This is a genomic window from Kitasatospora sp. NBC_00374 (assembly GCF_041434935.1).
In the GTDB taxonomy this organism is placed as follows: domain Bacteria; phylum Actinomycetota; class Actinomycetes; order Streptomycetales; family Streptomycetaceae; genus Kitasatospora.
Genome location: NZ_CP107964.1, coordinates 1,339,759 through 1,353,056 on the forward strand (window position 1 = coordinate 1,339,759; position 13,298 = coordinate 1,353,056).

The 13,298-nt window shown below is 71.6% G+C and carries 14 protein-coding genes; 5 read left to right on the top strand and 9 right to left on the bottom strand.

Going from position 1 to position 13,298, the window contains the following annotated elements; genetic code table 11:
• Positions 1 to 30 precede the first annotated feature (30 nt).
• Both OG871_RS06100 and OG871_RS06105 read right to left on the bottom strand, forming a co-directional pair.
• On the bottom strand, positions 31 to 807 hold the full coding sequence (locus OG871_RS06100) for a trypsin-like serine protease (RefSeq protein ID WP_371494764.1): 777 nt from the start codon (positions 805 to 807) through the stop codon (positions 31 to 33).
• Positions 808 to 815: 8 nt separating this feature from the next.
• Positions 816 to 1,865 (bottom strand): CinY protein, encoded by a 1,050-nt coding sequence (locus OG871_RS06105; RefSeq protein ID WP_371494766.1) that lies wholly within the window; start codon positions 1,863 to 1,865, stop codon positions 816 to 818.
• Between the two features lie 299 nt (positions 1,866 to 2,164).
• On the opposite strand from OG871_RS06105, the gene OG871_RS06110 reads away from it, so the two are divergent.
• Positions 2,165 to 2,635, top strand: coding sequence for an MFS transporter (locus OG871_RS06110; protein ID WP_371494768.1), 471 nt, complete (start codon positions 2,165 to 2,167; stop codon positions 2,633 to 2,635).
• 7 nt (positions 2,636 to 2,642) lie between these two features.
• Here OG871_RS06110 and OG871_RS06115 read toward each other — a convergent pair whose 3' ends face one another.
• The 7 genes from OG871_RS06115 to OG871_RS06145 all read right to left on the bottom strand — a co-directional run bounded on the left by OG871_RS06115 (position 2,643) and on the right by OG871_RS06145 (position 8,158).
• A complete protein-coding gene (locus OG871_RS06115) occupies positions 2,643 to 3,410 on the bottom strand; it encodes an urease accessory protein UreD (RefSeq protein WP_371494770.1) in 768 nt (255 codons plus the stop codon).
• Complete coding sequence (gene ureG, locus OG871_RS06120; RefSeq protein ID WP_371494772.1) at positions 3,394 to 4,095, bottom strand: urease accessory protein UreG; 702 nt, start codon at positions 4,093 to 4,095, stop codon at positions 3,394 to 3,396. Before ureG ends, OG871_RS06115 begins: the two co-directional genes overlap by 17 nt.
• Positions 4,085 to 4,735 (bottom strand): urease accessory protein UreF, encoded by a 651-nt coding sequence (locus OG871_RS06125; RefSeq protein ID WP_371494773.1) that lies wholly within the window; start codon positions 4,733 to 4,735, stop codon positions 4,085 to 4,087. Before OG871_RS06125 ends, ureG begins: the two co-directional genes overlap by 11 nt.
• Positions 4,736 to 6,475, bottom strand: coding sequence for an urease subunit alpha (locus OG871_RS06130; protein WP_371494774.1), 1,740 nt, complete (start codon positions 6,473 to 6,475; stop codon positions 4,736 to 4,738).
• Positions 6,468 to 6,779, bottom strand: coding sequence for an urease subunit beta (locus OG871_RS06135; RefSeq protein ID WP_371494775.1), 312 nt, complete (start codon positions 6,777 to 6,779; stop codon positions 6,468 to 6,470). Before OG871_RS06135 ends, OG871_RS06130 begins: the two co-directional genes overlap by 8 nt.
• Entirely contained in the window at positions 6,776 to 7,078 is a 303-nt protein-coding gene (locus OG871_RS06140) for an urease subunit gamma (protein ID WP_371494777.1), read from the bottom strand. Before OG871_RS06140 ends, OG871_RS06135 begins: the two co-directional genes overlap by 4 nt.
• A gap of 267 nt (positions 7,079 to 7,345) precedes the next feature.
• The gene (locus tag OG871_RS06145; protein ID WP_371494779.1) at positions 7,346 to 8,158 is read right to left on the bottom strand and encodes a TetR/AcrR family transcriptional regulator C-terminal domain-containing protein; all 813 of its coding nucleotides are present in this window, start codon (positions 8,156 to 8,158) and stop codon (positions 7,346 to 7,348) included.
• A gap of 72 nt (positions 8,159 to 8,230) precedes the next feature.
• Here OG871_RS06145 and OG871_RS06150 point away from each other — a divergent pair, with 72 nt between their 5' ends.
• The 4 genes from OG871_RS06150 to OG871_RS06165 all read left to right on the top strand — a co-directional run bounded on the left by OG871_RS06150 (position 8,231) and on the right by OG871_RS06165 (position 13,238).
• Entirely contained in the window at positions 8,231 to 9,082 is an 852-nt protein-coding gene (locus tag OG871_RS06150) for a siderophore-interacting protein (RefSeq protein WP_371494781.1), read from the top strand.
• 47 nt (positions 9,083 to 9,129) lie between these two features.
• On the top strand, positions 9,130 to 10,155 hold the full coding sequence (locus OG871_RS06155; protein WP_371494783.1) for a HEAT repeat domain-containing protein: 1,026 nt from the start codon (positions 9,130 to 9,132) through the stop codon (positions 10,153 to 10,155).
• A 727-nt stretch (positions 10,156 to 10,882) separates the two neighbouring features.
• A complete protein-coding gene (locus OG871_RS06160) occupies positions 10,883 to 12,001 on the top strand; it encodes a hypothetical protein (RefSeq protein ID WP_371494784.1) in 1,119 nt (372 codons plus the stop codon).
• Between the two features lie 100 nt (positions 12,002 to 12,101).
• Positions 12,102 to 13,238, top strand: coding sequence for a hypothetical protein (locus OG871_RS06165; protein ID WP_371494786.1), 1,137 nt, complete (start codon positions 12,102 to 12,104; stop codon positions 13,236 to 13,238).
• Positions 13,239 to 13,298 lie beyond the last annotated feature (60 nt).

Here is a 13,298-nt window from a genome sequence, read left to right on the forward strand (position 1 = left end):
CGGATGTGCAGGGCCCGTCCCTGCCGTTCATCAGGTGACACCCAGGCTTCGCAGCCAGGGCAGGTGATCTCCCACGGCGGTCAGAGTGAACGGCGCCTCGCCGCAGTTGATGCCTCCCGGGCCTCTGCTGATGATCCCGGTCAGTCGGCCTGCCGGATCGAGGGCGGGCCCGCCCGAGTCCCCGTAGCAGGGGCCCCGCCATCCCTCGGGATTCGCGGCGCAGAGATCGCCGGAACCGAGGTAGCCGGCGCACTGTGAAGCGGGCACCGTGCGGGACTCGATCGACTGAAGATGCGAGGACGGTCGGCAGCTCGACCACGGGCAGGTACGGCCCCACCCCAGGAGTTCGACGAAGAGGCGTCCGGTACCGGGCGCCTGCGTGACGATCGACGCACTCGCGCCGGCTGCTCGGGTCCTGATTCCGATGACCGCGAGGTCATGCGCGTAGGTGGCGGGGTCGAAGTCCGGATGGATGTCGATGCGGTCGACGAGGTGATCTTCACCGCCGGTCGCCAGATACTCGGCGCCCAGATGCACGAGCACATCGGTCGGCCGCCGCCCGGTCACGCAGTGAGCCGCTGTGATCAGGAGCTGGGGTGTCACCAGCGTCGCCCCGCAGAAGTGGCCTCCGTCGCTCGCCCGGACGGTCTGCAGGGAAGCCACGTACGAGCGGGCACGAGCGTCGTCCCCGCCCCGAACAGCCTGTGCGGAGGGACTCGCGAGGAGGAGGAACGCCACCACCGCGGTCGTGACGCAGGTGAGTTGACCGAGTCGCGAGAGGAAACCGTTTCCGGCACGAAGGGGCATTGACGTTCCTACTCGGGGAGGCAGTCGTCCTGCGGTCGGTCATGGGTCATCACGCACGCGATCAGATTGCCCCGCGTGGTGCCGTACCTGGAACGGAGTTCCGCGCGGAACGTCGCCCACTGGAGCACGGTCTCGGCCACCGCTCCGTCGACCGCGCTCTTGAAGTTGTCCCGGATTCCTCCTCTTGGAGTGCTGCCTGATCCGACGTGACTGGAAGTGACGCTGATGACTCCGGTGTCCTTGTTGAGGGTGTCGTGCGTCACCCGGTGCCGGCACTCGTCGTCGCCCACCAGCTCGAAGCAGCCGGTGCTGAGCTCATGCGGAATGGTGGAGGTGTCGACCGTCGCGGCACGCATGTTGAGAAAAGGTGCCGTGGTCGACCTGTTCAATCCCACGGGGTTGGTGGAGCTCACCGGCACCGCGGTCCGTTCCCGGTCGGCCCAGTTGCTGTGGGAATAGAAGTCCTGGATACCGTGCAGTGCCCGGCCGAACCCCTCCAGCGCGTCACACTTCTCCCTGCTCGAGACGAGTGCGAAGTTGCAGTCGTGCCGCAGGTCGTATTCATCGGCATCCGATCGGTACAGCGGAGCCGGGCCGACGAGATTTCCGCCCGCGCTCACGCCCTGGTTGTACCTGCTCTTCAGGTGGTCGATGCAGTCCACAAGTACGGCAGTCGCCTGCGCCCGTGACCGCGGATACCTCGCGAGAGGGACGGAAGGGCGGTAGTCCGCATTGTCGCAGTGGGCTGCGGCTACCGTCACCTCGGTGATGTCCGGCGCACCCACCGCACCGAAGGTGCCCGTGTGCCCGGCGAGTTGGTCGAGTGACCGTGCCTCGAAGCAGCTGTTCGCTGCGTCGGAGTGCCCTCCGGAACCCGTGCACCGGAGCGCCCTGCGAGTGATCTTCTCGTGCTCGGCGTTCTGGCCGCCGCCGATGATGGTGCCGAATGCCTGGCTGGGCGGGGCCGCGACCAGCGCACTTCCGCAGAGTGTGAGGGTGAGAGCGGTCACGACCGTCACCCCGGGCCTCATTCGGTTCATGAGCTGCCGAAATGTCATGGATACCTCCTTCGTTGATCGGGTGGGGCGCCTCCTCCGCCGACCGGTGGGCAGCGTGACGACGACAGACAGGTGCGCGAGCCGTCGGTGGGAAGGCGTTCGAGGCGTCGGGAGTCCCGTTGCTGCGGTACGGCGGTGTCTCCCCGACCTGGGGTGAAGACTTCCACCCGGGCCGAGGGCCCGGAGAGAGTAGTTCCTACTCACACTGGTCAACCGCGGTCAGCAGGTGGCGGCGGTTGCGGGGTGCCGTGCCGGGATGCCGGTGCTCCCGTGACCATGACACCCGGCCGGGCCAGGGTGTGCTGTGGACCTGCGTCGCGATCGGCAGGACGGTCGGCGGCGGCCTGGGCGGCCTGGCGTACGGGCGCCGCGGCCGGCGGGCCTCGCCCGCGCGGCGGCTGTGGGCGCTGGCCGCTCTCGCCGCGGGCTGCTACGCCCTGCCGGTGCTGGTCCCGGCCGTGCCCGGCGCGGTGGTGGCGCTGCTGCTGGCGGGGGCGTGCACGGACACGGTGTTGATCACCTCGTATCTGCTGGTCGACGCGCTGGTCCCGGCGGGGAGCCGGACGGAGGCGGGAGCCTGGGTGAACACCGCGTTCAACCTGGGAAGTGCGCTGGGTTCGGGCGCTGCCGGGGTGCTGGTCGACCGGTGCGGGCCGGCGGCGGCGTTCGTCGCGGCCGCCGCCCTGCCGGGGCTGGCGGCCGTGGCCGGTGCGGTGTGGCGTTCGCCGTCGGCGGCCGGGCACGGCGGGACGGAGCGGGTGCCCGCCTGATGCGGTGTCAGGGTCGGTGGGTGACCGGTTCGACGCACCGTTGTCGATCGTTCGTCAGCAGGCGGCGCAGGGCGAGGGCGTCCGGGGCGAGGGCGGTGAGCAGGGTGGCGCCTTCGCCGGGGAGGGCGAGCAGCGCCGCGTCGCCGCCCGGTGGTGGCGGCGGTGGTGCGGGGAGGCCGACGGTGAGCAGTTGGCCGGCGGTGCGGTGGCCGCCGAGGCTGGCGGGGCCGTCCCAGCCGGGGGCGCCGGGGCCGAGGTCGGTCTGCTGGTCGAGGATCGGGCGGCCCGCCCGGTGGACGGTCAGGCGGGAGGTGAGGCGGCCGGGTGGGGCGCCGCGGGACCAGTCGTGGTGCCGGCCGAGCACCTGTTCCTCGCGGTACCGCAGCCGGGCGCCGGGGGCGAGGGTGATCCGGGTGGTGAGGATCAGCCGGCTGCCGGTGGCGGCGACCACGGGTTCGGGCAGCCAGACGAGCCGGGCGCCTTCGCCGACGGTGAGGTCGAGGGTGTAGTGGGCGGGCCCGCCGTCGTGGCCGGGCAGGCTGATGGTGGCGGCGGCGCTGGTGAGTTCGAGGGTGGCGCCGGGCCGGACGTCGACCCGCAGGGCGAGCCGGTCGCCGCCGAGCGGGGCGGCCATCGACCCGATCAGGGTGACCCGGTCGCCGCGGGTGCGGCGCAGCGCGATCGGGCCGGCGCCGGCCAGGACGGGCAGGGCGGTGCCGCCCCGCCCGTCCGGTTCGGCGACGATCCGGGCGAGTGCCTCAAGCGTGCTGGTCAACGGCGGTCCAGGCGTTCAGGCGGGCCCGGACCCAGGCGGCGATCGGCTGGATGCCGTCCGGGGCGGCGAGGGAGCTGAACAGGGTCGGCAGGTCGCCGCGTTGGGCGGCGGCGTCGCGGGCCATCACGTCGAGGTCGGCGCCGACCAGCGGGGCCAGGTCGGTCTTGTTGATGACCAGCAGGTCGGAGGTGGAGACGCCGGGGCCGCCCTTGCGGGGGATCTTGTCGCCGCCGGAGACGTCGATGACGAAGATCTGGTGGTCCACCAGGCCCCGGCTGAAGGTGGCGGTGAGGTTGTCGCCGCCGGACTCGACCAGGATGAGGTCGAGCGGGCCGAGCGCCTCCTCCAGTTCCTCGACGGCCTCCAGGTTGGCGGAGATGTCGTCCCGGATGGCGGTGTGCGGGCAGCAGCCGGTCTCCACGGCGATGATCCGCTCGGGCGGCAGGACGGCGTGCCGAAGCAGGAACTCGGCGTCCTCGGTGGTGTAGATGTCGTTGGTGACGACGGCGAGGGCCAGTTCGTCGCGCAGGGCCCGGCAGAGCGCGGCGACGGTGGCGGTCTTGCCGGAGCCGACCGGCCCGCCGAGGCCGATCCGCAGGGCCCGTCGGTGCCGGTGGCCGGTGCGGTGGTCGGTGTAGCCGTGGTGGGCGGGGGCGTCGTGCGGGTCGACGTGGTCACGATGCAAAGAGGCGCACCTTCCAGGAGGCGTGCTGCTCGGCGTACACGTCGAGCAGGGGGGCTGAGGCGGTGGGCAGGTCGCCCGCGGCGGCGGCCCGGACGGCCTGCGCGGCGACGGCGTCCATGTGCGGGCCGAGCCGGGCGAGGGCGGCCGCGACGCCGTACGGGTCGAGGCCGAGCAGTCGGACGCAGGCGGTGGCCGGTCCGTTGACGCTCTCGTACGCGGCGAGGGCGGCGGCCTGTGCGGGGGTCAGGCCGGCGGCGTGCGCGGTGACACCGAGGGCGACGGGCTGGTGGGCGCCGCGTGGGTGCCGGGCGTGCAGGTCGTCGAGGGCGGGGTGCGGCCAGGCGGCGCGGGCGGCCCGCAGGAGCTGGCGGCCGAGGCGGCGGCTGGTGGCGCGTTGGGCGGGTGACGGGGTGCGGGCGTCGGCGGCCAGGTCCAGGTCGGCCGGGTCGTCGCCCTGGGCGGCCGCGGCGGCGAGGGCCGCCGCGACCAGCCCGGCGGTGTGCAGCCGGCCGGTGAGGAAGGCCGTCATGCTCTCGGTGTCGTGGATCCGGCCGGCCTTGACGGCGGCTTCGGCGCCGCCGGAGTGGGCGTGGCCGCCGGCCGGGAAGCGCCCGTCGGCGAGCAGCAGGAGCGCGGACATCTAGAAGAGGAAGTACCGCTGGGCGAGCGGCAGTTCGGTGGCGGGGGCGGGGACGACGGTCTCGCCGTCGATGGTGACGGTGAAGGTGTCGGGGTCGACCCGGACGTCCGGGCGGGCGGTGTTGTTGACCATGTGGTCCTTGGTGACGCCGCGGGTGCTGCGGATCGGCCGGAAGGTCTTGCCGAGGCCGAGCCGTTCGGGCAGGCCGTCCTCGATCGCCGCCCGGGCGGTGAAGTTGAAGGAGTTCGCGGCCGGGGCCCGGCCGGTCGCGCCGAACATCGGCCGCGGCAGCACGGGTTGGGGGGTGGGGATGGAGGCGTTGGCGTCGCCCATCTGGGCCCAGGCGATCTGGCCGCCCTTGAGGACGAGGTCGGGTTTGACGCCGAAGAAGGCGGGCGACCAGAGCACCAGGTCGGCGAGCCGGCCCGGTTCGACCGAGCCGATCTCGTGGTCCAGGCCTTGGGCGACGGCGGGGTTGACGGTGTACTTGGCGACGTAGCGCCGGGCCCGCAGGTTGTCCGCCCGGCCGTCGCCGGGCAGCGCGCCCCGGCGCATCTTCATCACGTGGGCGGTCTGCCAGGTCCGCATGACCACCTCGCCGATCCGGCCCATCGCCTGCGAGTCCGAGCTGATGATGGAGATCGCGCCGAGGTCGTGCAGCACGTCCTCGGCGGCGATGGTGGACGGGCGGATCCGGGATTCGGCGAAGGCCAGGTCCTCGGGCACGTGCGGGCTGAGGTGGTGGCAGACCATCAGCATGTCGAGGTGCTCGTCGACGGTGTTGACGGTGTGCGGGCGGGTCGGGTTGGTGGAGCTGGGCAGCACGTTGAGCTGCGAGACGACGGTGATGATGTCGGGTGCGTGCCCGCCGCCCGCGCCCTCGGTGTGGTAGGCGTGGATGCCGCGCCCGGCGATCGCGGCCAGGGTGTCGGCAACGAACCCGGCCTCGTTCAGGGTGTCGGTGTGGATGGCGAGTTGGGCGCCGCTCTGCTCGCAGACGCGCAGGCAGGCGTCGATCGCGGCGGGGGTGGCACCCCAGTCCTCGTGGATCTTGAAGCCGAGTGCGCCGCCGCGCAGCTGGGCGTGCATGGCGGCGGTGTTGACGGTGTTGCCGCGGCCGAGCAGGCCGATGTTGAGCGGCAGGTCGTCCATCGCGGCGAACATCCGGGCCAGGTGCCAGCTGCCCGGGGTGACGGTGGTGGCCTTGGAACCCTCGGCCGGGCCGGTGCCGCCGCCGATCAGGGTGGTGATGCCGGAGGCGAGTGCCTCGTCGGCCAGTTGCGGGCAGATGAAGTGGACGTGGGCGTCGATCGCGCCGGCGGTGAGGATCCGGCCGTTGCCGGAGATCACCTCGGTCTCCGGGCCGATCACCAGGTCGGGGTGGACGCCGTCCATGGTCTCCGGGTTGCCGGCCTTGCCGAGTGCGGTGATCCGGCCGTCCCGGATGCCGATGTCGGCCTTGACGACGCCCCAGTGGTCGAGCACCACCGCACCGGTGATCACGGTGTCGGGCGCACCGTCGGCCCGGCCCGCCCGGGACTGGCCCATCGACTCGCGGATCACCTTGCCGCCGCCGAACACCGCCTCGTCGCCACCGGCGCTGCGGTCCTCCTCGACCTCGATGAGCAGGTCGGTGTCGGCCAGCCGGATCCGGTCGCCGGTGGTGGGGCCGTACAGGTCGGCGTAGCGTTCGCGGGTCAGGTGCAGGGCCGCGCGGGGCGGGGAGTGACGGTCAGTCATCGAGTGCGCCTCCGACCTCGCCGCGCAGCCCGTACACCTCGCGGCGGCCGCCGATCGGGACCAGTTCGACCTCGACGGGGATGCCGGGCTCGAACCGGACCGCCGTGCCGGCGGGGACGTTGAGCCGCAGGCCGTACGCCGCCCGGCGGTCGAACTCCAGGCCGGGGTTGGCCTCGGCGAAGTGGTAGTGGGAGCCGACCTGCACCGGGCGGTCGGCGGCGTTGACGGCGGTCAGCCGGGTGACGGGGCGGCCCGCGTTGAGGGCGATGTCGCCTTCCCCGTACAGGATCTCGCCGGGCGTCACAGGATCGGCCCGTGGACGGTGACCAGCTTGGTGCCGTCCGGGAAGGTGGCCTCCACCTGGACGTCGGGGATCATCTCGGCGATGCCCTCCATGACGTCCTTGCGGCTCAGCACGTGGCGGCCGGACTCCATCAGCTCGGCGACGGTGCGGCCGTCGCGGGCGCCCTCCAGCACGTGGGAGGTGATCAGGGCGACGGCCTCGGGGTGGTTCAGGCGCAGTCCGCGGGCCTGCCGGCCGCGGGCCACGTCGGCGGCCACGTGGATGAGCAGGCGTTCCTGCTCGTGGGGGGTGAGCTTCATCTGCGGACCTCGGGTGGGAAGTTCAGATGGTTCGGACACGGCGTTGTGCCCCGGAAGGCCTCGGGTGCGCAGGATCGGCCGGGTCGGCGGCGGTGCGCGGGCGGCGCCGCCCGGCGGGACCGCCCCCGGGCCTGCACAACGGGAGGGTGGATCTCGCGGTTACGGTAGCCGACGAACTTCCCCGCCCCCAGGGCCGAACCGGCGCACCGGCGGCGAATTTACCCAGAATTGCCAAGGACCGGCGCGGCGTGTCGGAGAACGAAACATTCAGGCCGGCGGCACGGCCCGGGCGATCGCCGCCTCGACCCCGTCGAGGAGGACGGCGAGGCCGGCCGTGAAGGTCTCCCGGGCCTCGCGCTCCTGGTACGGCACGCTGTCGTCCTGCTCGAAGGCGGCCGTGCGGTCCTGCTCCAGGGCGGCCAGCAGGGGGAAGCGCTCGGCGAAGTCCGGGGCGACCTCGGCGAGCAGCGAGGCCCGGCCGAACCACCACTCGTCGTCGCCGACCCCGGTGGCGGCGGCCGCCTCCCTGGCCTCGGCCGCCGTCCGCACTGAGCCGCGGACGTAGCCGACCAGCGCGCCGACGATCCGGCGCAGCCGACCGCCCGGAAGGCCGGTGCCCGCGAGGGCTCCGATCAGGGCCTCCAGCGCGCGGTACTCGTTGGGGCCGAGCACCGGGCGGGCCTGGGAGACCTGGAGCACCCAGGGGTGGCGCAGGTGGAAGGCCCAGCTGTCGTCGGCCCAGGCGGTCACGGCGGCCCGCCAGCCGGCGGCCTGCGGGTACCCGGCGGGCAGCTCGGCGAGCACCTGGTCGTACATGAGGTCGACCAGTTCGCTCTTGCCCGGTACGTAGGTGTAGAGCGCCATGGCGGTGCGGCCGAGCCGCTCGCCGACGGCGCGCATCGACAGGGCCGGCATGCCGTCGGCGTCCGCGACAGCCACCGCGGCCTCGACGATCGCGTCCACCGTGAGCCCCGGGCGGGGGCCCGGCCCCGGGCGGCGGACGGCGGCGGCCGGGCCGTTCCCGCGCCACAGCAGGTCCATCGAGCGGCGGGCGTCGCCCTGTCCGGCGAATACCACCACGGGCATCTCCTTATGGCGTAAAGTGTCGAGCGAGCGTCATATCTTTACGGCATAAAGATATCAGGAGGACCCATGGAACAGTTGCCCGTCACGCTGGTCCGCGTCACCGCCGCCGAGCGGATCACCCCCCGCATGCTGCGCGTCACCTTCGGCGGCCTCGGCCCGGACGCCCTGCCCGGCCACTGGCCCGACCAGCAGGTGAAGCTCTGCTTCCCCCGGGCCGGGCAGGCCGAGCCCCGGCTGCCCGCCGCCGACCCGGACGGCGACGTGATGCGCTGGTACCAGGCCTTCCTCGCGATCCCCGAGGACGACCGCCCGTGGATGCGCAGCTTCACGATCCGCGCGCGGCGCCCCGCCCTCGGCGAGCTCGACATCGACTTCGTGCTGCACGGCGACGCCGGCCCGGCCGGCCGCTGGGCGACGACCGCAGCCCCCGGCGACACCCTCGGCATGGTCGGGCCCTCCGCGCTCTACGCCCGGCCGCCCGCCACCACCGGCCGGCTGCTGCTGGCCGGTGACGAGAGCGCACTGCCCGCCCTCGGCACCCTGCTCGAAGCCCTCCCCGCCGGCGCCGCGGCGACCGCCTTCGTCGAGGTGGCCGACCCGGCCGAGGAACAGCACCTCGCGACCCGGGCCGAACTGACGGTCCACTGGCTGCACCGCGACGGCGCCGCCCCCGGCCACGGCACGGCACTGGTCGACGCCGTACGCGCCGCCGAACTGCCCGGCCTCGGGGCCGCCTGGCTGGCCGGGGAGTCCGGCACCGTCCGGGCACTGCGCCGCCACCTCCTCCGGGAACGCGGCCTGGACCGGCGCTCGGTCGAGTTCGCCGGCTACTGGCGGCTCAGCCTCACCCAGGACGACGCGCCGACCGCCGAGGACCTCGCCGAGGCCCAGGAACGGCTGGCCGACGCCCAGGGGTGACCCGGCACGAGCGCCGGCGCCTGCGCCGGCAGGACGAGAATGGGGCCATGGACACCGCGGGCGCATCGGCGCTGATCGACCAAGCCGTGGCAGCGACCCGCCGGCTCACCGGCCGGGAGGACGCCGAAGCGGTCGGCGCGCTGCTCGACCGGGTCGCCGAGGACGGTCCGACGGCGCTGCGCCTCGGTACCGGCCTGATCGCCTCCGCCGACCCCGCGGCCCGCACGGTGGGGTGCCGGCTGCTGCGACGGGCGAGCAACCTGCACGAGGCGATCCGGGCGGAGGCCGCGGCCCGGCTGCTCGCTCTCCTCCCCGCCGAACGGGACGAAACGGTGCGGTGGATCGCGATCCACGCGCTCGCCGCGACCCAGGACGAACGGGCGGTGCCCCTGCTGGTCTCCCTGGCCGAGGACCCGGATCCCGGGATCCGCCGGGCGGTGGCGCAGTCCCTCCCCGGGGTGGCGCCGGACCGGCCGGGCGATCCGGAGGTACCCGCCCTGATCCGGCTGACCGCCGACCCCGACCCGGAGGTCCGCAACTGGGCCGTCTTCGGGCTGGGATTCCAGCTGCCCGTCGACACTCCGGCCGTGCGGGCGGCACTCTGGGCACGGACCACCGACGACTTCCCGGAGGCCCGCGGCGAGGGCATCCGGGGCATGGCCGTCCGGCACGACCCCCGCGCCGTCCCCCTGCTCGCCGACCTGCTGGAGTGGTCCGAGGGCGACCCGCTGTCGCTGCGCGCCGCCGCCGTCCTCGGCGCGCCGGAACTGCTCCCCCGGCTGCGATCCCTCGACCCTCGCACGCCCGGGCTCGACGAGGCCCTGGCCGCCTGCGACCCGGTGGCCCGACGCCACCTCGACGACCGGGCCTGGGCCCTGCTCGAGGACGTCCAGCGGCGACTCCCGGACGCCGCAGCCGCGCTCTCCGCCGAACGCTTCGAGCCCGGCCTCGACCTGACCGTCACCACCGCCGACGGGCCCCTGCACTGGTCCGTGGGCCCGCTGCTCGCCCGGGCCGCCGGCAGCGTCGGGCGCGCGGCGGAGCTGGTGGTGACGGACATCGCGACCGAGTGAGCGCCGGTCTTCGCAGGGGTCTGCGCCCGAACGGCCCCCAGTCCTGACCGGACGTCAGAGGTCGGTCACCGACGGGCCGAGTAGTCATCGGGTTCCGCGTCGGTGGCCGGTCGAGCACGCAGTTCGACGTCGTGGCGAACCCCCGTCGCGCTCCAGCTCTCGCCGCTCCGGTCCCCCACGGTGAACCCCGCCACCCGACCCGGCCCTGTCCGACGTGGTCGCCGAGCTCAGCCGGGTGATCATCGCCGCCCGGTGGCGCCCAACGGCCCAGGCCGACCCACGGATCAGGACATCCGCGCCGTCCAGCCCGCCCGGGCCGCAGCCTGCGCAGCCTGATCACCCATACCTGCCAGAGCGTCCAGGCCGAGCCTCACCCACCCGGCCCACGTCTTCCTGCCCGCCTGCTGTGCGTATGCGATCGTTGCCACCAGAAGCGTCGGTGCGAGCACAGTCGCGCGTCAATTTTCGGAGCCCGGCTGTTCCTGACCACTGTTGTGGCGGCCTGGACCCCCGGCCGGGGTCCGTTCTGTTCATTCCTCGCCCTCAAGGGGCGAGTGTGTCGCGGCAGTTCAGGTCGGAACCAATGTTGATCTCGGCCACAGTCGGCCTGACTCATTTTCATCCACGCGGTGGGCACAGCACACGGCGCACCAGCGGTGCCATGGCACCCCGAGAGGAAGACACTCATGTCCTTTGTTGACGTTCAGAACCAGCTGTACAACGCGATGTGCGATGGGCTGCAGCAATCGCCCGACCGCTTCCAGATTCTCCAGCCGGCTCCCCCCTCTCCAAGGGCGAGGGAGACACACCGCTGTGGACTCTGTTCAACAACATCCCTCCCCTCTCGCTGAATCAGAACTACGTTGCCAGCGGCGGAAACCAGCTCTTCTCCGACTTCAGCGCGCTGATGGGCGCACTGAAGCCGGCGACCTCCATCGACGTCAAGAAGGACATCGGCGAGGACAATTTCATCGCTTTCACCGCCTACCTGGGGGGACTCAAGCCGACGCCCCCGGTGGCCAAGTACTCGGAGATCTTCTTCTCGTGGGCGATGCAGTACGCGCCCGATGTTGCTCAGATCGGGGCGGCGGACTACGCCGCGATCGTCCTCGATCCGATCCTCTCCGCCCAGTTCTCGTTGCTGACCTACAAGGCCGGCAAGCTGCAGCCGGACTGGGCTCGGGGCTACAAGGACATGGTGAGAGAGCTCGCAGACGCACCCACACGCACCTTCAAGGTGGACAGCTCGACCACGAGTTCGAACGTGTCGCACACCTGGGCCGCCGGGCAGCACTCCGGCCTCTTCGGCCTGTGGGAGGGCAGCTCGAGCGACGACCAGGTGAGCAAGCAGTTCGCGAGCAGCTCGTTCAGGGTCGAAGCATCGTTCGAGCACCTGCTTCTCTTCCAGACCAACGCCGGCGCGTGGTACGAATCCGCCGCACTCGGTCTGGCCTACCACAACCAGGGGGACCCGCCGTGGCGCACGGGTAGCGCGATCACCTGGGAGAACACCTTCGGCACCCAGGGCAACATGCAGCGCTTCGCGATCAATCTGCTGATTGCCGACACCATGAACATCGTGGTGAAGGCGAACACCACGTACAGCGAGCAGCAGCAGCAGACCATCACCGAAAACAAGAAGAACGGGCTGTGGCCGTTCTACACCTCCTCCAGCACCTCCGGGGTGGAGTCGAAGGTGGAGTTCGACGACACCGGCGCGATCATGATCACCACCACATCGGCTCCCACCGTTCCAGTGGTGATCGGGGTCAATGTCGCGCCGATCAGTTCTTTCGTCGGCTTCGCCGTGTCGGCGCTCGAGAAGCGAGCCATGTACCAGGCATGACGCCGGTAACCAGGTAGACCCGTCGGCCGGTGATCAGCTGACCACCGGCCGACAGGCCTGTCCGGTCCTGAACAGCGAGCCTCGAAGAAAGGACAGCACCATGCCAGTGGTGCCGCCGCCACCACCCAACTCCATGACCGGGCTCCAGAATCGCTGGTACAACACCATGCTGAAGGGCCTGGCCGCCGATAAGTCGACCGCCCAGCTCATCCAACCCGTACCACTGCTCGAACTCTCCGACGCCGCGCTGTGGGCGTACGAGAACACGGTCCCGCCCGCATCTCTCACCTACAACTGGAAGATCGTGGACTGCGCCTCATTCTTCGGCGAGTACGCGTCCGTGATCGAAGTGCTGTCCAGGCAGAGCACCTTCGAAGAGGACATCGGCCCGGACGTCTACAAGGAGTGGATCGCCTATCTCAACACGGTGATCCCGCCGCCGAGCGACGATGAACTGCCTGACCTGTTCCAGCAGTGGGCCTTGCAGCACCACCCTGACGTAGCAAGCATCGGCGCCTCGGACCTGACCAACATCGCCCAGTTGACCGATCTGCAGAAGCTGCTCCGCACCTACCAGGGGCCCCCTGCAGTGCCTGCACACTACAAAGGCGGCATCAAAGAACTGCAGGCCAGGCTCGCCGGCTCGCAACCCGTCAATCTCTCGTTCAGCAGCACAACGGCGGCCTCCGACGTCTCCGACACCTGGGCAAGAGGTGTGAATGCCCACCTCTCCGGACTGTGGACAGGCGCCCAGTGGTTCGACGCCACCACCGTGAAGTTCGCCACGAGTGCGGTAACCGCCAGTGTCACCCTGGGAAGGTACACGACATGGACGGCCATTCCTGACAGTGAATGGTACGACTCAGGCCTGCTTCATTCAGCCTACGCAAATCACGTCGGTCCGCCATGGGTGCAGAACTGTCACCCGAACTGGCACGACATGTTCGCCGAAGGGAGTGGGCGGCTCCTGCGAGCGGTTGCATCCCTGCTGGTGGCGGACAACGTTACTTGCAAAGTCAGCTCGGACGCCGCATTCTCCGCCGACGACCAGCAGGCGCTCAAGGCCAAGGCGGCGGCCGGCGTGTGGCCCTTCTTCGTACCTACCGGTGACGGCGTCACCAACAACGTCAGCTTCGACGGGCAGGGCAAGCTCACACTCGAGATCAATACCCCCAAGGGCAGACCACTGGTCATCGGCGCGACCGTGCTCGACATCGCCAGATACCTCGGACAGTGAAACGGCGGACAGATGCCGCTGCGGCGGGTACGTTGACCACCCGCCACCAGCGTCCTCACC